12 protein-coding genes are annotated in these 18,472 nt (G+C 61.7%); 2 read left to right on the top strand and 10 right to left on the bottom strand.

The window, feature by feature from the left end:
- Positions 1-37: 37 nt before the first annotated feature.
- Positions 38-1,348 carry an MFS transporter gene (locus J3364_RS10860; RefSeq protein WP_349558372.1) on the bottom strand — a complete coding sequence of 437 codons (1,311 nt, stop codon included), beginning with the start codon at positions 1,346-1,348 and terminating at the stop codon, positions 38-40.
- Between the two features lie 274 nt (positions 1,349-1,622).
- Here J3364_RS10860 and J3364_RS10855 point away from each other — a divergent pair, with 274 nt between their 5' ends.
- The gene (locus tag J3364_RS10855; protein WP_349558371.1) at positions 1,623-2,027 is read left to right on the top strand and encodes a DUF4332 domain-containing protein; all 405 of its coding nucleotides are present in this window, start codon (positions 1,623-1,625) and stop codon (positions 2,025-2,027) included.
- Positions 2,028-2,060: 33 nt separating this feature from the next.
- On the opposite strand, the gene J3364_RS10850 is transcribed toward J3364_RS10855, so the two are convergent.
- Positions 2,061-3,041 (bottom strand): right-handed parallel beta-helix repeat-containing protein, encoded by a 981-nt coding sequence (locus tag J3364_RS10850; RefSeq protein ID WP_349558370.1) that lies wholly within the window; start codon positions 3,039-3,041, stop codon positions 2,061-2,063.
- 246 nt (positions 3,042-3,287) lie between these two features.
- Here J3364_RS10850 and nfi point away from each other — a divergent pair, with 246 nt between their 5' ends.
- Entirely contained in the window at positions 3,288-3,986 is a 699-nt protein-coding gene (gene nfi, locus J3364_RS10845; RefSeq protein ID WP_502882508.1) for a deoxyribonuclease V, read from the top strand.
- 51 nt (positions 3,987-4,037) lie between these two features.
- Here the strand turns inward: nfi and J3364_RS10840 are convergent, their stop codons facing one another.
- From J3364_RS10840 to tssA, 8 genes are all read right to left on the bottom strand, one after another.
- Positions 4,038-4,904: a DNA ligase gene (locus J3364_RS10840; RefSeq protein ID WP_349558368.1), complete on the bottom strand. Its 867-nt coding sequence runs from the start codon at positions 4,902-4,904 to the stop codon at positions 4,038-4,040.
- An 87-nt stretch (positions 4,905-4,991) separates the two neighbouring features.
- Positions 4,992-6,047, bottom strand: coding sequence for a hypothetical protein (locus J3364_RS10835; RefSeq protein WP_349558367.1), 1,056 nt, complete (start codon positions 6,045-6,047; stop codon positions 4,992-4,994).
- Positions 6,040-10,143 carry a hypothetical protein gene (locus J3364_RS10830; RefSeq protein ID WP_349558366.1) on the bottom strand — a complete coding sequence of 1,368 codons (4,104 nt, stop codon included), beginning with the start codon at positions 10,141-10,143 and terminating at the stop codon, positions 6,040-6,042. The genes J3364_RS10835 and J3364_RS10830 overlap by 8 nt, the downstream gene beginning before the upstream one ends.
- 12 nt (positions 10,144-10,155) lie before the next feature.
- Positions 10,156-10,719, bottom strand: a complete 564-nt coding sequence (locus J3364_RS10825; protein ID WP_349558365.1) for a DUF4123 domain-containing protein — start codon at positions 10,717-10,719, stop codon at positions 10,156-10,158.
- A 12-nt stretch (positions 10,720-10,731) separates the two neighbouring features.
- The gene (locus tag J3364_RS10820; RefSeq protein WP_349558364.1) at positions 10,732-12,867 is read right to left on the bottom strand and encodes a type VI secretion system Vgr family protein; all 2,136 of its coding nucleotides are present in this window, start codon (positions 12,865-12,867) and stop codon (positions 10,732-10,734) included.
- 89 nt (positions 12,868-12,956) lie between these two features.
- Positions 12,957-13,244: a type VI secretion system PAAR protein gene (locus tag J3364_RS10815; protein WP_123636571.1), complete on the bottom strand. Its 288-nt coding sequence runs from the start codon at positions 13,242-13,244 to the stop codon at positions 12,957-12,959.
- A 107-nt stretch (positions 13,245-13,351) separates the two neighbouring features.
- Positions 13,352-16,948, bottom strand: coding sequence for a type VI secretion system membrane subunit TssM (gene tssM / locus J3364_RS10810; protein WP_349558363.1), 3,597 nt, complete (start codon positions 16,946-16,948; stop codon positions 13,352-13,354).
- Positions 16,949-17,029: 81 nt separating this feature from the next.
- Positions 17,030-18,463 carry a type VI secretion system protein TssA gene (gene tssA, locus J3364_RS10805; protein WP_349558362.1) on the bottom strand — a complete coding sequence of 478 codons (1,434 nt, stop codon included), beginning with the start codon at positions 18,461-18,463 and terminating at the stop codon, positions 17,030-17,032.
- Between the last annotated feature and the right edge of the window lie 9 nt (positions 18,464-18,472).

Below are 18,472 nucleotides of genomic sequence, written 5' to 3'. Positions count from 1 at the left end.
GTGCACTCCTCCAGAGTGAACGCTCGGCAGGCGGGTATCAAGCCGCCGCTTCCGCCTTCACGCGGTCAGCCGGCGGGACGGTCAGCATCAGCAGGAAACCGATCAACAGGAAAGCCAGGATCGTCGCCATGCCCCAGCGCTGGCTGCCCGTCGCGGCCGTCACCGCACCCACCAGCAGCGGCCCGGCGAACGCCGTCGCCTTGCCGGAGAAGGCAAACAGGCCAAACATTTCCGTCTGCAGATGTTCCGGCGCGATGCGCGCCAGGAACGAGCGGCTGGCGGATTGCAGCGGCCCCACAAAAATCCCCAGAATCATCCCCCAGATCCAGAAGCCGGCCACGGACTCCACCACCAGGATCGCCAGCGCGCTGGCCCCCAGGCCCACCAGGGACAGCAGCACGGTGTTGCGCCCGCCAATGGCATCGTCGACCCAGGCAAAGCCCACGGCGCCCAGCCCGGCGGTGATGTTCAGGGCGATGGCGAACTGCAGCACCTGGGTCTGCTCCATCCCGAAGGTGCCCGCGGCATAGACGCCGCCAAACGTGAAGACCGTCGCCAGGCCGTCGGTATAGATCATGCGCGCGATCAGAAAGCGCAGGATGTGCCGGTACTGGCGCACGTGCCGGATGGACTCGGCAATCTGGCGCAGCCCCCCGCGCACAGCCTGACCCGCCGGTATTCCGGTCGGCGGACGATCCGGTGTGAGGAAGAAAATGGGCAGTGAAAACACCAGATACCAGATCGCGACCAACACGAACGTAGCCCGGACCGGCTCCGCCTGCGCTGCATCCAGCCCCAGCCAGGCCCCTTCCGGCTCGATAAAGGCGTAAAGGGCCACCACCAGACTGAGCACGCCACCCACATAGCCCAGGCCCCAGCCCCAACCGGACCAGCGACCGACATGATCCGACGGTGCCAGTTCGGGAAGCATGGCGTTGTAGAAAATGAAGGCAAACTCGGCGCCGAGGACACCCAGGCCCACCCAGATCGCCGCTGGCCAGAACTGATCGGCACTCGGAGTGATGAACCAGAGCATACCGCTGGCGAACACACACAGCAGGGTAAACGTCACCAGCCACGGCTTGAGACGGCCGGACTGGTCCGCGATGGCCCCGAGAATCGGCGCCAGGACCGCTATAAACAGGCCCGAAATCCCTATGATGTTGCCCCATGCCTCGGTGCCGGCCACATCGTCCTGCACCACGGACTGGCTGAAATAACGGGCAAACACGAAGGTGAGGATAATGGTAAAGAAGGCGCTGTTGGCCCAATCGTAGAAGGCCCAGGACCAGAGGGCGCGCCGACTCCCGGCGGTGGGTACTGCAGTCGGACTGGCTTCGGATGGCATCGCAATTCCCTGGCGGTGCGTCGATTATCAAAAGGTTTTCAGGAGATTAGCACTGGCCGATACCCCCGGCCAGTTACCGTCTGGTTACGGCGTGATCACGGCCTTTCACTTTGGCCGGCGTCGGCTAAATTTAAAATGCGGCATTAGGCCAGATAGGACACTTGGCTTCGCGGTCACTCGGCTGCCTGGTGGACGACCCGTCGCGGATACCCGCCCGGTGCAGCCGGTTTGCGGACTGTCAGAACAGTCCAGCGACTGCTACGGGAGCAACACCATGAGCAAACTTTCCGAAATCGAAGGCATCGGCGAAACCTACGCCGGCAAGCTGGAACGGGTCGATATCCATTCCCTGGCCGATCTGCTGAAGACCTGCGGCGATCCCAAGGGGCGCCGGGCCACGGCCGAGCAAACCGGCATCAGCGAAAAACTGATCCTGGGCTGGGTGAACCGGGCGGACCTGGCCCGGATCAACGGCATCAGCACCCAGTATGCCGACCTTCTCGAATACGCCGGTGTCGATACCGTCCCGGAACTGGCCCAGCGCAAGGCCGATAACCTGCATGCGAAGATGGCCGCGGTGAACGAAGAGCGGAAACTGGTCCGCCAGCTGCCCGGAATGAGCCAGGTGGAAGACTGGGTTAAACAGGCCAAGGCGCTACCGCGGGCCGTCCACCACTGAACACGTGTCGAGCCGGAGTCTGGAGCCGTTGGGCTACCGGGCCCCGGCTTCCTTTTGACTGACCGTTTCCACCGCCTTGCTGCCATCGTAGGCGAGGCAATGCCCGTACTCTTCCCAGGCCGGCTCGTGATTGGGGCTGTCCACAAAGGTATCGCCCCGGGAGACGTTTGGAGGCACTGGAAAATCCAGACAGTTCGCCGCCTTGTCCACCGCGACCTGATAACCGAAGCGATTATGCTCGAACCGGTTATCCACAAACGTGTTGTCCCGGCTGAAACTGTTGTCCCAGCACAGCACCGGATCGCGATCGCGAACCGAACAGGTCAGGAATACCCCGGCCCCGGCATTGGTCCGGATCATATTCTTCTCAAACCGGTTGTGTTCGGCATCCGCCAGGTAGAGGCCGTGGGAGCCGTTGTTGGCAATCACATTGTTGCGGATCTCACTGCCTTCCATGAATTCCACCGTAATCCCGGCTGCCGTGTTGTTCTCGATGGTATTGCCGATAATCCGCGTCGGACCGGCCCGGTTGAGGGAGATTCCGTCCCATTCCGCGCCGCTGACGTGGTTGTTTTCCATCAGAACGTCCTTGCCGTGGTATTCCGTGAGCAGACAGGCGCTGCGGCAGTCATTCAGTTCGAGGTTGCGCAGCGTGATCTGCTCACCGCGACGGACAATCAGGGCACTGTTGCTCAGGTACGGCAGGTCCGGCCGGAATTCACTGTCGCTGTGGCCGCCGCCGTGGATACCCAGGCCTTCGACGATTACCTGATGGATCGGGCGCTGGGGTTCCTGGTGATGGGCATCGCCCAGGACCAGCACCGGACTGGAGACCCCGGAGGCCATCTGCAGGATCGTCTTGTCGGGACCGGCCCCGCGGAGCGTCAGGTTGTTGCGCTCCAGGACCACCATGTCCTTCAGGTGAAACGTGCCGGCATCGAGACAGACGATTTGGTGACTGCCGTTTTCCGGCAGGCCGTCCAGGGCGACCTGGAGATCCTCGCCCGTCGTCACTCTGCGGCTACACGCGTTTCGGCTGTCGGCCCAGGCCATTGAATTCAAGACGAACAGGCCCAGCAGGATCAAAACAAACCGTTGGCCTGTCTTTCTGATTGCGCCAGCATCCGCCATCGCGGCACACTCCTTTGATTGCTGATCGGGAGTCCCCGGCTCCGACAGGATCGAAGCCGGGCAAGAGGCTGATACTCTGTCGGATTTTCGATCAACGCGCCATTAACGAATCGTCAAGGAGTGGTCATGCTGCCGGATCTCAGCGCCGAGTGGGCCGATCTCACGCCAAAAGACGCGATTGCTTTGCAGCAGTCGCTGCGTGCCGAGGTCAACACGGACGACGACCTCCCCGAGGTCCGCACCGTAGCGGGCGTGGACGTGGGGTTCGAGGACCATGGCCAGACGGCCCGGGCGGCCATCGTTATTCTGGACCGGACAGACCTGACGCCGGTCGATTACGCACTGGCCCGACTGCCAACCCGGTTCCCCTACGTGCCGGGCCTGCTGTCCTTCCGGGAGTGTCCGGTCATTCTGGAAGCACTGAAACAGCTGAAGACAATGCCTGACCTGCTGCTCTGCGACGGCCAGGGCATCGCCCATCCCCGCCGGCTCGGCATCGCCACCCACATCGGCCTGCTCACCGGATTACCCAGCATCGGCGTCGGCAAAAGCCGCCTGACCGGCACCCATGGCCCGGTGCCCGACACCAAAGGCGAATGGACGCCACTGGTTGATGGCGACGAGACCATCGGCGCGGTCCTGCGCACTCGCTCGGGTGTGAAGCCGCTCTTCATTTCACCCGGCCACCGCATCAGTCTGCCCACCGCCATCGACGTCGTCATGGCCTGCATCACCCGCTACCGCCTGCCGGAAACCACCCGCTGGGCGGATGGCCTGGCCTCCAACCGCGGCCAGCAATGGCTGAAAAACCTCGAGAGCCTCAAATAGCGCAAACGCAGGATGCCGGTGAACCCAGCGAACCGCATCGGGCCCCTTCTCCTATTGCGCCACCGGCTCCTCATCCCGAACCCGCATAAAACTCGCGAACCGCGGTAATCCGGTCGACGTCAGCCCATAATATTTGTAGGTCACCGTCGCCCCGATCGCCGGAGGATCCGCACGCTGCTCATCACTGAACCCGCTACCCAGCTTGAACCGACGGCCATCGGAACGCTCCACCACCAGCGCGCCCAGCATGCCCTCGTATTTTCCCTGCCCCGGCGAATAGCCCACCACCGTGGCTTCGGCATCCTGATACCGCTTCACCTTCAGCAAATCGTCCGAGCGGCCGGCTTCATACAGGGCGCCGCCCCGATGCAGCATCAGCCCTTCACCACCCTCACCAACCACTTCGTCCAGACGCGCCATCAACGCCTCCCGCGTGGTTGCCGGCGTCTGTTCGATCATAACGAGGTAGGGTGATGGCGAAGGCTTGAGCAGCGACCGCATGCGCGCCACCCGCTCCGAGAACGGGCGATCACTCCCGGGCAGGTCAAAGATCTCGTAATGCACCTGCCGCCACTCGCTGTCCACCGGCTCCAGCTTGCGCACCACCCCGGACAACTCGGAAAACGTCCCACGCCCCATCCACAGCTCGCCATCCAGAGGTACCTCCGGAAAATCCCGGGTAAACCAGGCGGGCGGATGAAACGCATGGCCCTGACGCGAAATCAGGTGCTCGCCGTCCCAGTAGGCGCGAACACCGTCAAGCTTTTCGCTGACCCAGTAGCCATTGAGGGCATCGCCCTTTTCGTAGACCTGGGCCAGGGTGAGTTGTGGTTTTTCGGCGTGGAGTTCGAAAGCGGGGAACAGCAGCGCAAGGCCAAACAGAATTGGCAGCCAGCGCTGGTACATCGGGGTGGGCATTTCACTGTCCTTGTGGTGAATTAAGGGTTTGCTTGCATTTCAGCTTCCCTTCCCTGGGAAACCACTCAACGATGAACCGTGTACCGGCTAGTAGCTCGCGTAAACCGTCTTCTCGGCCATGATGTTCGGTCGGCTCAGGGTGCGCAGTGCGTGGACTCGATAGTGCATCTCGCGCTCGCAGGCCTTGAAGGTGTCGTCGTCCATATCGCGCCAGTAGCGTTCCGAGCGGTTGGTTTGCCGGTCGTGCTCTGCTGTGACCGGGTCCAGGTGGCGGTAGGCTTCCCAGATCGGGATATCGGGCAAGGGCTGGGTCACGTCCATGTAGTTTTGTACGAAGTCCCAAAGGGCATAGCAGGGTTCGGGCATGCTGGTGTTACCACCGACAGCCCCCACACCTGCTTCGCACTTGCTGTAACGATGGAACAGATGGAGACGGTTCAGGATCCCGGCCCGGTCACCACGGGTACTGACCCAGGCGTCAAACTCCACAAAGGGGGCTTTAAAGACCTCAGGCTTGCCACGGGGAATAAATGGAAATTTTGGAGGGTAGGTCCATACGGTGACCATGCCGGTGCGGCGGTTCAGCTCCCATAGAGGGCCTTTTCCTGCTTTTAGGAACCAGCCTAAGCAATACTTAGCTAAAACCCTTGAAATCAACCAGATTCCTATTGGAATACCAAACGTAAGTGCGAAGGAACGCCAGTCATCAATAACATCTTGCCAATAATTGCTATCGGATGAGACAAACGACATAACAATGACTGTCAGAATCATCAATGGTCCAAAAATGATGATCATAAGTCTGGTGAAAATTTCTGTTAGATTTAGAATCTGAAAGCGCTTGGCTAAAGGCGCGTATCGAAAACACTCATGATCCATCTGCCCCTGATAGCCAGTGCCCTCGAGGGGATCCCCATGCTCTTCATGCCAACGCAGTAGTTTTGGGGGGGCCTTCGCGAAAACAATAATCGGTACAACCGGTTCCGTATGCCCCCACGGCAAGCGCGCGGTGCCAAAACGCTCCAGCGCGGATTGGTTGTGGTCCTCATGTTGGGGAGGTTGCTCCGGTATCTGATCCGGTCGATACGCGGTATCGGCATAATAGCCGGTCGTCTGCCTTGGTCTTTCTACAACACTATCCACGTTGAACCACCTTTTCATCGAACCAGAAAACCCTGTCCGTTTCAGAGAAATCCGGCTTGGTGTGTTCTTCATTGTTTTTATCGTATGTTAATGAAGAGTCCGGCAAGGGCGCAGGGAAAACCATCAGGTCGTCCTTCTTGCCAATGCGGATCTGGACACGGGCGCTCCACGAGCACTTCACGATCTCCCGACTGACCACGTTTCCGAACATGCCCTTTTGCTCCTCCATATGGACCGCGGGCGCTTCCAGATAAAAGAGGTATCCATTGTCGGTTGGCTCGCTGTATAGAATGCTTTCCCTGGTTCTTGGAATATCCAGCGGAAATAGTCGCCAGAGCTTGACCATACCCGGCCCCAAATTGGCCGGCGACCGCATTTCCACCATCCGCAGGTGAGATTCGATTACTAGCGGCCCCTGATTCTCAAATAACTGGGGGATGGGGCTTTCAACTCGCAAGCACGTATTCGCTCTCTGTTTCGCCTCGATAATCTCGGGCGTTTCACAATCGCCGCCACTACTGCCAACTCCCACCTTGGAACTGAACAGGTTCGGCTCCAGTGTGACGTTCACCCCCATAAGCAAACTGACGAGACGGTAGTATGCCTCGCTGGGCTCTTTCAAATAAGATTTTCCATTCAAGTCCCCAAAAGGCCCCTGCCGCATCCAGGTTTCGAATGGATCTTCAGAGAACCACCAGACCATCACCGCGCCGGCCACACAAAGAAAAATTCCGATGGTCAGCCACACAACTGGCGCCAAAAATAGAAGAGTGCTACCACTCGCCAAAAGACCATTGATACCCATCGCGAAGGTACCCGCCGCAAGCAGGCTGCTTCCAATTCCTGCTCCAGTATTACCCATTTCGAACTGATATAAAGCATCTGAAATAAAGATGAAACCTGTGAGGAAAGCACCAACAGCGCCAAATACAGCCCGAAACGCAACGGGACCTCCGGCAAACGATGCCAATATCCGGCCGACCGGCCCGCCAACCTCTTGGCTTAAAAAAGTAGACATCGAGGCCACACCAAACCGTTTGGTTATAGAACCTTGGAAGCGCTCTGCAAGCATCGCAACCGCAAGCGCAGCATCATAAGTGGCGCTTATAATCCCCCAGTCAGCTCTGGCACTCCCTCGTTCCCGTCTCAAGTGGTCATAGGCTGATACATTAGCCGAAACATTATAAGCCTCAACCATCATCACAACCGCCGGCAGAACCGGCGAATTTAGCGCTTTATAGCTCCACTTGTTCCTGGTTTCAGAAACAGCCTTTCTTGCCCCAGCTGCCTCCTGATCCCATTGGTATCTGGTCGATTCGAACGATTGCTTTTGGCTCTCCAACCTTTTGTTCAGTGCTGCGAATCGATTTTCCGCAGCAGCGTAATTTTTCCTGGCTTCTTGCAGGCGCTGCGCCAATGCGGTGCTTGCTTGACTCGCGCTCTCCGCTGCTTTCTCTGCGCTCGCCACCCCTCTCTGGGCCAGAACAATCGCGGTCTCCGCCTCCGCCAGTTCATTCAGGGCCTTGGCCATGTTTTCATTGTCAGGAAGGACCAGTAAGAGCGCCTCTTCCGAGGTGTTCGCCGCGATGCCCTGAGCCGCAGCGCGCTGACGATTGGTAGAGGCCACCACCTGACTCGTCGCGGCCGTCTCACTGCCTTCCAGCTGAATATCGCCGAATACCCGGATACTGTTGTCCCCCGCCGATTCGGAGGACAGGTTCTCCAGCATTCCAATGACGAGGTAACCTTTCTGGTTTGCTTTGGACAGGCGCGCCAATTTCATCTTGCCCCAGTTTTGAGGCATGGAAGCGCGCATTCCTTCCAGGGACCCCGCATACAACTTCATCTTCGCCCGGATAGCCTGGCCGCGAAGCGTTGCGAGCTGGTCATTGGCGTCGAGCAAAGCGTCATTCAACTGGCGCTGACGGGCATCCAGTTCAGAGGCTTTCGCTTTCTGTATTTCGGTGGCGCCGCGGTGGTCTTCCTCAACAGCGACACGTTGTTCTACAAATTCCTGACGCTCTTTGCGAAGCGACTCCAATTGACTCTTTAACTGCGCGATGTCTTTTTTCTGCTGCTTAATGGCCGGTTCTTCAGCAAGCTTCTTCTCCGCTTTTTGTATTGCAGACCAAAGCTTTCCGTGAACCTCCATCATCATGCTGCTACCGAACCGGATGTAATAATCGAGCATCGTCCGGAATGCGCCCTGATGCGCCGCAGCCACCAGTTCGAGGCCGTGGAACGATGTGATGTCCTCAACCTTCGGCAAACCGGCGGTTTCCAGTTTTGCCAGTTCCGTGCCCCGGTACACGCCGCTACCGTCGTTCTCTTCCGGCTCCTCGGGAGCCTCGTAGTCCGACTGAAGCGTCTCAACACCGGCTTCCGGAAAGAGCATTCCGTACAACTCGGGGCATTGCTCGCCCTGACAGAGCGCCCGCACCCATTGCTTGCCCTCGTTGTCTTCCGTATTCCCCGAATCCAGCGCCAGGGCATCCTCCTCCTCTGGCGCTGTCCCGACGTCCTGGAGAATCTCGGCAACAAACTGGAACGCCCCCAGGTAATCGACCCCATCGAACGAAAACAGATCAGCCAGAGCGGCTTGTGTCTTCACGCTTTTCAATGAAGTCAACATGTCGCCCTGGAGGTTCTTCAGATAGCGCTGAGCCAGGGCGCGCTCGGACTTGGCAATCGACCGATCCAGCTCAGACCGGCCATTGGCGGACAACTCGGAAATAAACTTGTGCAGCGGGTTTTCCCTGCCGTCGAAAGCCTCCGGAACAAGGGCCGTATTCACCAGGAAGCCGGAGTGAAAGTACGGGCGGCACATGGCCCTTCTCGACGCCGCACCTGCGAACCAGACCCCCGCCATTCTTCTCTGAAGCAGGTAGCGCAACCGGTAGATGGCGTCATCCACGGCAATGGTGGCAATGCCGCGCTCGCGGGCATCCTGCAGCGCGTCTGGCACGCATTGGCCACCAGACTCCCAGAGCTCCGACGAGAACGGAGGCTCGCTTCGATTGACCTGTTCAAGATCATCCTGCTCTGGATCTTCGCCTGACCCAGAGGTCGGCTGCGAGTATCCCTGAACTTCCTTGAGCGTTTTCTGGAGACACAGGGAAAGCGCGTTGATTTCGGGACGCTCATCGTCGTAGAGGGTGTCTTTCGGCTCTTGGGACTCCTGGCGCTGATGGATACGTTTTGCGTAGTCCCAACTCGATGACGGGTACTCTCCGTTGACATCACCAAGATACTGTCCTGGCTGGTCGAACTGCCATTCATCCGCGGGTTTGCGCGAGCGTTGCGGCTTGAGTTCGTCGACCGGAAACGCATGCCCCGGCAATTGACCCTCATCGGACGTTGTCGCCTTGAGCTCAAGATGCACAACGTTGAAGCGGTTGGTTCGATTCCCCGACTGCTTTTCGAAGTAGTTCAGGCGAGCGGATGGTAACTGCGACTCACTGAACGCAACCTCAATATCGAGCCACTTGCCATCCATTCGAGCCGGCAGCCAGATTTCCGACAATGCACGCCCCGTCGCCTTTCTCGGGCCGGCCGCAACGCCATCCTTCCGCCGATGCTGTGACAGGGGCACATCGTGATACGTCGTTTCACCCTGCCCGGAAATCCTGATTTCGATTTCCCGCCACAGCCGGCCCTCATGGAGCAGGTAGAGAAAACCGGATCGACACATGACCTGATTGGTTGGATTGCTACCCCTCAGTGTGACGCCGGATACCAGTGTCGTCGGAACGACCGGGAGAACGACATGCTTCTGGCGCTCAGACCGCCTTTCGACAGCCCCCTCCTCCTTCAGGAACGGTACCCGGATTGGATCGCCTTCATCCGCGGCCATTTCCAACCAGACGTTCTTGTCATCCTCACCTTTCATGGGCCAAACATGAAGGATACTGTCGTCCAACTCTTCCGTTTTGACCTGATTCTCCAACCACTCCTGCTGAACCATATTCGTGGTGTCGAAAAGACGAAATGACTGGCCTTCGGGATGCTTCTTGCCGATCACTTCAATGATCAGGTTTTCACCTTCGCAGGCCGGGCCGGTGCTGGCAGACGCCTGGTTCGTTTGATTCTCTGACATCCTTGTCTTCCTTTAACTGCGAGGCTGGCCGCTGGCGCGGCGGCTTGCTAAAGCGGTTAGCGACTCAAGTTGTACCGAGCTCAGATTGGCTCCGGATGGGTCGGCTACAGGCTCCGGGTATTCCGATAGACACCACCGTCCTGATTCCCCTTCTTCCAGCCAGTAGTGGCCGTAATGAATGGTCCGACCGGTGATTTCGCACGCTGAACAGAGCTCATGCCAGATCAGCGGATCGTAGTAGCGCAACAGGCCGGTTCGAGGTGGGGCGAAGGCGACGGTTAAACGCTGTTGAGCCCAGGACAGGACGGCATCGAAACCGTCCGCCGATTCGAGGATGAGTCCGCGCCAGCCTTCCGGGCTTTGCATGTCATCCATAACGCGACGCAAGAACGGCGAACCGGCATCGGTTTTTACCAGCAGAGGACTTTCTGATTGATAGGGGCTCCATTCCGTGTCCGCGAATAGATACTGCCAATGGGGCTGCGGTTCAAGATCGTACAGGGTCGGCAGAACGGGGCGCTTGGGCTGTCCTTCGAGGATGACGAAGACCGTCTTGCTGTTCAGTTTAGGCATCATGGTCATCACCGGTTACGCGGTGGCCGACTTGCCACAGGGGCAATCGCTCAGCGGGCAGGTGCCATCAGGCTGCTCCTGACACTGTTCAACCAACGCCGTCCGCTGGATTCGTCCCTGTTTCAGACGGTGGGTAACGACCGGCTTGGCCTCGGCTCGTTGGGCGGTTTCAGCCAATACAGCGGGCTCAACCTTCTCTCCCGTATGGGCAGCCAACGCCTGGGGCGCCTCCGGCGCCTTCGCCCCCTGTCCCGACCCACTCCCCGGCGAGCCACCGGCATTAAGGTTAATCGCCGGCCCACTCAGGGCGACGCCGCTGGGGTCGATCTTGACGAAGCTGCCGCCGCCTTTGAGGGTGATTTCGGCGCCGGCTTCGATGACGGCTTTCTGGCCCGCCTTGATGTGCAGTTCCTGGCCGGATTCGCTGAGCCAGGCGGTGCCGGCTTTGAGGTGGATCGTTCCGGTGACGTCGAAGCTGTGGTCCTGGCCCACCTTCTCTCGCTTCTCCCCATCAATGGTGCTGTGGTCGTTGGCCTTGATGTGGGCGTAGCGGTCGTTGTCGACGGTGAGGTGACTGTTGTTATGGACCACCTCGGTGCGGTCGTTCTCGGTGAGCAGGTCCAGGTCCTTCTGGGCGTGGACGTAGACCTGTTCCTTGTCCGCCTCGTCTTCGAAGCGCAGTTCGTTGGAGCCGTCCCCTTTGTGGGTCTGGGTTTTCAGGGTGGTCCGTGTCTTGTGCTCCGGCAGCGCGTAGGGCGGCGTGTTGGTGGCGTGGTAGGTGCGCCCGGTGATGATCGGCTGGTCGGGATCGCCGTCCAGGAAGGAGACGATGACCTCGTGGCCGATGCGGGGTAACGCCATGAAGCCGTAGCTGCCCCCGGCCCAGCCCTGGCTGACCCTGAGCCAGGCGCTGCTGTGCTCGTCGTTCTTGGCACTCTCTACCTCGCTTGGCCGCGGGCGCCGATCCCAGGGGAACCGGACCTTGACCCGACCGTGCTCGTCGCAGTGGATCTCCTCGCCCTGGGGGCCGGTGACGATGGCGATCTGCGGGCCGTCCATGATCGGGCGTTGGGGTGGCTCGGGCCGCCAGGCGGTATCGCCCGGCACACTCTGGAAGGTGTTGCTGTAAGTGGTGGGCTCGGAACCCCCTTCCTCTTCCAGCGCCTGGGGCTGCTTGCCGGTGTGTGTGACGGTGGTGATCAGCCAGTCCCGGTTGAGGCTGTCGGTGCTGTGTCCGGAGAGGGTGACCTTGGCCCCGGCACTGAAGTCCGGGCGGTTGCTCTCGCCACGTCCGAGGCTGGCGTCCTTGCGCAGGCTGTCCAGTCGGGCTTCGGTGTAGGGCTGGCCCGAGGCATCGCCTTTGAACCGGCCCGGGTAGTCGTAGTGTTCGTAGTCGCTGCGCTGGCTGTCCAGGTCGGCCGCATTGGCCTCGTGCATCAACGCGTAGGCGGGGTTCTTGAAGGTGTAGTCCTTCATCGCCACGCCGGCGACGGAGACTTTTTCCTGATAGCTGAACTTAAAGACACAGGGGGTCTTGTGGGAACCGCCCGAGGTGGCGTTGTAGCCCACTTCCGGGAGCTGGGGCGCATCCCGGTGGTGGTCGGCGATCACGATGGGCTGACCGGCGGTGGTCGGATCGAAGCGGTAGTGCCAGCCTTCCTCGGCGGCAATGCGGTGGAGAAAGGCTAAGTCTGTTTCCCGGTGCTGGACGCAGTATTCCCGTTCTTGCGGAGTCCGCTTCAGATCAAAGGTCTTGTCCACCAGGCCCCGCTCGTCCAGCAGGGTGCCGAGAATCACATCCGGGGTCTGCTGCTGGAAGATGCGGCTGTTGTGCATCAGCCCCAGGCGCCACAGGGCGGGTCGAACTTCCACTTCGTAGCGGGTGCGACGGTGGCCACTGTCGCCCCGGCTGAAGGCGGTGACGATCCCCTGGACGTTGCGCAGGGCCTGGCCGTCCTGCCAGACCACCAGCTCCACGCCTTTGTCCAGCACATCGCTGGCGGCAATATCCGCAAAGGCACTGGCCAGCTTCAGGGTCAGGGTAAAGGGCCGGGACAGGTGCTCTTCGAGTTCAAACTCGACCACCGCGAAGGTGTCGTCCGGCAGGGTGCCGAGGCGGGCCGTGAACTGCAGGCCGGTTGGCTGAGACATGTGATTCGTCCTTGATCAGTACTGCGTTGCTTCCTGCAACCCGGCGCGGTCCTACGCCGGGCGACTACCCAAACACGAGCGCGACGGCGTTATCCGCCCGAACCGGACCCACTGCCAATCACGATACCGCCGCAGGTGACCGCATCGCCGGTCAGGGCAATGGGCTTGCCTTCCACCAGCACGGTCGGATTGCCGCCGGCAATGGCGCGGGGATGGGTGCCGCTGTTGGGCTTGGTGTGGGGCGCCAGTGGATCGCCCTGGCGGGCCACCGGCTTGCCGTCCATCAGTACGGTGCTGCTCGCAGCGATCACCGGCGTGGGCGGGTAGCCTTCATGATCGGTGCCGATATCGCCCAGCAGTACAACTTTCTTACCCATGTTGTCTCTCCCTGATGCGGCATTCCACAAGGAATGCCGGTTTCTTCGTGCAGTGTGGCCCGGTCATGCCGGGCCCACAATACGACCTGTTGCCAAGCGCCCGCGCCTCAGTAGAGGCTGCGCGGGATCTGGTAACCCGCCAGCAGCTGCTGGGTGAACGGGTTGACGTTGCCGGCGGCGTGCAGCCGGTACTGGACGCTGCCGTCATCGATGCGGAATTTCACGTCGATGGCGCTGGGGCTGACACCGGTGATGTCGGCCTTGTCCAGCAACCGGAAGAATGCCCAGGGTCCACGCGCAATGCGGCTGCGGGGTGAGCGGTTCACTTCCACCGGCACCAGGGTCACTTCGCTCTCGACAGTGTCGCGCAGCGTGTTCGGCCAGATCAGCGGAATACTCTGCCGCGGCCCGTGGCTGAATTCAACCAGTTGGCCGTCGATGTTCATGACGCTGCGCCGTTTGTTGGCGGACAGGTTCACCGGCTCCAGCGCGAACTCCACGTCCAGGCTGCCGTTGCGGGTGAAGAACGCCTGCCGGATCTGCTTGGCCTGATCCAGCGCGGTCATGACGTCGCGACGAATCAACGTGGCCCGTTTGCTGAGGGCGATGTGCTCCGGATGGTCTTCCAGGAACAGCTTCAGCTTGTTCTTGTAGAAGGTATCCAGGATGCCGTCCGGCGCGAAGAAGCGCTCGAAGTCCTGCAGGGCCGCGTCACGACCGGCGTTGCTGTTGAACGGGTAGTTGCGCGCCAGGCTCTGCTGGAACGGCTGGTAGACCTCGTCGTACCACTGCCGCTCGAGCTGGGCGATGGCCTTGTCCAGTACCACGCGCCAGCTTTCCGCGGCGACCTTGTTGAGCATGCGGTCGACCGGCGTCGGCATGGTGCGGGCCATACGCTGCAGGGTGAAGATCGGGTCGGCGCCTTCCAGGGTCAGCCGGTCGCGGGCTGCGGCCAGGGCCGCCTTGCCGCTGTCCGGGGATTCCTGGATGCCGCGCAGGTAGTCGTGCAGCGAACGCAACACCGTCTGGATCTCCTCGATCTGCGAGGGCGTGTCGCCTTCCTTCTGGAACAGGCCGTTAATGCCGCCGAACTGCTGCTCGATGTCCTGCGCCATGCGGTACGCCGGCGATTTTTCCAGCGCCTCGCGGGCCTCTTCCGGCTGGTCGGCCTGGGAGGGATACAGCTGGGTGTTGGCCTTGACCGATTCCAGCAGTTCCACCAGCGGCTCGCGGGTGCCGGTCAGACTTTCCAGCACGCGGACGCCGTCGTTGAGGTCCTGGAAGTCGCGGATCGCCAGATGGTTCAGAGCGCCGCGCCAGGTCTTCGCGTAATCCTCGGCGTAGTGGCTACGCAGCTCCGATTGCAGGCGCTGTTCGTCCGCCTTGCTGAAGTCCACATCGTTGCGGCGACCCAGGACCCAGGCGTCTACCAGGGCCAGTTCGGTGACCTGCTCGGACTCCCGTACGAAGTAGTGCTTCATGCCGTCGCTGGTCAGCATGCGCGGGATCTGCAGCGGATCGTCATCGGCGTTCATGACGTTATCCACCGGCTTGTCGTGGTCGTCGATTTCAGTGAACACCAGCTGGAACGCGGGACCACCCTTGCCTTTCAGGTCCAGCGGCGCCGCCAGGTCACGCCGGCCACGATGACGCAGCTGGTCGTAGACGCGATCCGGCGTGGCCATCTGGCCCAGTTCCTTCTGCGCCCATTTCACGCTGTTCTGGAACGGCGCCAGCGCGGTATCGGCGGCGATGTCGCCCCGGGCCTGGCGGTCCGCGAGGTCGGTGTAGTTCATGGCGTATTCCAGGTGCTGCAGCAGGCGCTCCTGCACGGCACGCTGGCCGGGATACTGGGACTGCCAGTAGCGGGACATGTAATCCATGACGATGTCGTTGCGACGGCCGCTGGCGTCGTACAGCATGCGCAGCACCCGCAGGTGGGCGAGGCGATCGGCACTGCCATCGGGCAGTTGGTTCATCTCGTCCATGACCCCTTCCATCAGTGCCGGCAGGAACTGGTAGGAGAGCATGTCGAGATAGGACTTATCGACTTCCGGGCCCACCTTGTCACCCTGGTAGAGCCCCATGTCGCTGACCGCCGGCCACTTGTTGCGGTAGTCGCCGAACGCCAACGTGGCGTCCCGCAGCTGGTTCAGCGGCGCCAGCAGGTTACGGCCGGTGGGATCCAGGGTCTGGCCGATGCCGGTGGGCTGCCAGTCGTCCAGGAAGCCGTGCACCCGGTTCTCTACCTGCTGGGCGGCGGTGGCGTTCTTGATGAAGTAATGGTGCCAGCCAGCGGTCATGCCCAGACCGGCAGCGACCGCAAGCACAGCCGCGGTGGCCATGGCGCGACGGCGCTGTTTGGTGACGCGCACGTTGTCCCCCGCCAGCCCGGCTTCCGGATAGATGATTTCCGGGAACAGCCGCTCGCTGAAGAAGGTCATGGACTGGCCGCTGCGCTGGGCCGGCTGGATGGCGTCCGCCAGCCCGTAGTGGCGAGCGGTCGCGGAGATGAACGCGTCTTCCGGCACCCCTTCCTGATAGACGGAGGTGAAGTAGACCCCGCGCACCAGGGCCGGTGTGGAGAAGGCATCCGCCGCCAGCATTTCCGTCAGGAACTGCTGGGTGACCGGCATCAGACCGGCCACCTGGCGGCTGAAGGAATAGATCGCAGCCCGCTCTTCCGGATCACGGCTCTCGGACAGCAGCTGCGGGACCCGCACATTGATCTGATCCACCAGCTTGTGGAACGCCGCCTCGAACTGGTCCAGCCACTGATCCGGGTCCTGCAGGGATTCCAGCTCGAAGGTGAAGCCCAGCGGCTGTTCCCGCTCGGCCTTGTTCAGCTTGCGGAAGAACGCGGTGAAGCCGTGCAGCAGGTCCATCTTGGTGAAGCTGACGTACACCGGCAGGCGCGAGCCGATCTGCTCCATCAGCTCCCGCAGGCGGGTGCGCAGCAGCACCGCCTGGGTCCGGCGCTCGGCCTCGCCCAGCGAGCTCAGGTAGGCGAGGTCGATGGTCAGGATCACGCCGTTCAGCGGCCTGCGCGGGCGATGTTCTTCCAGCCAGGCGATGAAGTGCTTCCACAGGCGCTCCTGCAAGCTGCCGCCGTTGGCGGAGCCGCTGTCCTGGCTGAGCAGTTCGCCGTCCGGGTCGATCACGACGGCGTCGTCGCTGATCCACCACTCGAAGCCCAGCGGGTTGCGCTCGGTCTGGCGGTTGCGGGTGACGTTGGTCAGGGTAAAGGTCTGACCGGAGCGCTGCACCAGACTGGTCTTGCCGGCGCCTTCCAGGCCCATGGCCAGGTACCAGGGTAGCCGGTAGATGCCGTTGCGCCCGCGGATGTTGTTGCGCAGGGACGACAGGTTGCGGTTCAGCAGCCGAGTCTGGCGCCGCTCGTAGACCAGGATCGGGTCTTCCTCTTCCTGGCGCGCCTCGGCCTGGGCCTTGTCCACCTTCTTCAGGCGACGGGACAGGATCCAGCCCCAGAATACGGCCACCAGCAGGACCAGCCCCAGGGTCACCATGGCGCGGGTCTGCCAGTTGGCCAGCGGCACCTCGCCGCGCCATTCCCAGGTCGGCCCCAGCCACCATATGGCGGCCACCAGCAAACCAAACCCCAGGGCGAGCACAATGGGGCCACCGGTACGGATAAACGGCCAGAGCTTCTTGCCGATCTTGATTAGCGTGCTTCGGATTTCCATGCCTTTACTTCCTGCTTTCCCTGAAGGGTGGCGTTGCGATGCCCCCGGTTAAAACGGTGTCCAGCTTGCGTGTCGGTGCCGTCACGACAGGCGCTCCAGATGCGCCACCAGCGACGGTTCCCAGTCTTCCAGCGTGCGGCCGACGGTCTGGTCCCGCAGGTCGCCCACCTGTTGTTTGGCGAGGGTTTTCAGGCCGCTGTCCCTTAGCAGCTCGGCGCTCATCAGGCGCCAGTAGAACTGGGCCCGCGGTTCCTTGGCCTTGGCCAGGCCGTCTTCCAGCAATTTCATCGCCGGCGCCAGACCGTCCTGTTTGAGGACGTCCTGGGCGGTTTCGTAGGCCTTCTGCCAGTCGGCGCCCCGCGCCTGCTTGCCGGCACCGCCCGGGCTGCTGGTCAGCAACCACTCACGTACCGGCTTGGGCAGGAACGGCGAGCCGTCCGAGAAGGTCATGTCGGCCAGTGCCGGAAGCCGTTCGACGAACTCCTTGAGGGCCGTGCGGATCGCCTCGGCGCACTTGGGATGGCCGGTCTGCTCCGCCGCCTGGGCGCTCAGGTAGTGACCTTCCAGCCAGAACGGGCTGACCGACAGACTCTGCTCGATGCGACCCCAGAGCGTCATGTCCGCGCCCCGGCCCAGGCTCTCGCGGTAATCGGAGACCCGGTCCGAACTGACCGCCGCCAGATCGCTACGCCCACCCTTGCGGGCCGGCGGCGTGGTGGTGATGCTGTGCCAGATGGCGAAGCGACGGATCTGGTAGCCCAGCGGTGAGCCGGGATCCAGATCGGTCAGCAAATCGGCGACCCGCAGCAGACTCTGGCGGGTGGCGCGTTCGTCCTTGGGGTCCAGGGTCAGGTGACCCAGGCCGCCCGACGAGGCGCTGCTGGACGTGGTCGTCGTAGACCGCTGCGCGGGCGCTTCGGTCGGCTTGGCCGCCGGGGCCGATTCCTCGCGCACCTGCCCCACTTCCGGCAGGTTATTAACCGCGTGGCGCAGGTCCGTAACGGCCTCGGTGGGCAGCGACTCATCCTCGGCCAGGGCCAGCAGGCGGTCCAGCTGATCCAGGCAAAACTGACGGCCGTCGCCCAAGCCGCTGTCAAAGCTGAGCCGGGTCACTTCGGCGCCGGCGCGCTGCATCATCTGGCCGAACAGCATGCGGCGCGGGCGGGCGCCCTTGGCCCCCGGATACGGCCAGGCGTCCTGCCACCAGCCCTGCATCACTTCGCACAGCAGGTGGATCGACAGGGCAAAGCGCTCGCCGCTGCCGCCGCGCTGCAGGGCCAGCAACAGGAAGCCCAGCACCTTAAGGTCCTTGGTGATGTCCGCCAGCAGGCGCAGGGCCTCCTGCTCCACCTTGCCCCAATCAATGTCGCCATGGGCCAGCGAGCCCATTTTCATGATTTCGTTGTCGAGGAATTCCAGCGTCGGATCTTCCTCCAGCTTGCTGCCCTGGGGCGATTCACCCGCCAGTGGCGAGAGCACCTGTTCAACGTATGGATGTTGTTCGACTGCCTGCATGCTCGCCTA

Source organism: Marinobacter sp. NFXS9 (assembly GCF_040148665.1).
In the GTDB taxonomy this organism is placed as follows: Bacteria; Pseudomonadota; Gammaproteobacteria; order Pseudomonadales; family Oleiphilaceae; genus Marinobacter_A; species Marinobacter_A mangrovi.
This window is presented reverse-complemented; position numbering and strand designations above follow the sequence as displayed.

Bases quoted from the DNA above. Each gene is read 5' to 3' on its own strand.
- J3364_RS10860 (WP_349558372.1), bottom strand. From the start codon at position 1,348: ATGCCATCCGAAGCCAGTCCGACTGCAGTACCCACCGCCGGGAGTCGG.
- J3364_RS10855 (WP_349558371.1), top strand. From the start codon at position 1,623: ATGAGCAAACTTTCCGAAATCGAAGGCATCGGCGAAACCTACGCCGGC.
- J3364_RS10840 (WP_349558368.1), bottom strand. From the start codon at position 4,904: ATGCCCACCCCGATGTACCAGCGCTGGCTGCCAATTCTGTTTGGCCTT.
- J3364_RS10830 (WP_349558366.1), bottom strand. From the start codon at position 10,143: ATGTCAGAGAATCAAACGAACCAGGCGTCTGCCAGCACCGGCCCGGCC.
- J3364_RS10825 (WP_349558365.1), bottom strand. From the start codon at position 10,719: ATGATGCCTAAACTGAACAGCAAGACGGTCTTCGTCATCCTCGAAGGA.
- J3364_RS10820 (WP_349558364.1), bottom strand. From the start codon at position 12,867: ATGTCTCAGCCAACCGGCCTGCAGTTCACGGCCCGCCTCGGCACCCTG.
- J3364_RS10815 (WP_123636571.1), bottom strand. From the start codon at position 13,244: ATGGGTAAGAAAGTTGTACTGCTGGGCGATATCGGCACCGATCATGAA.
- tssM (WP_349558363.1), bottom strand. From the start codon at position 16,948: ATGGAAATCCGAAGCACGCTAATCAAGATCGGCAAGAAGCTCTGGCCG.
- tssA (WP_349558362.1), bottom strand. From the start codon at position 18,463: ATGCAGGCAGTCGAACAACATCCATACGTTGAACAGGTGCTCTCGCCA.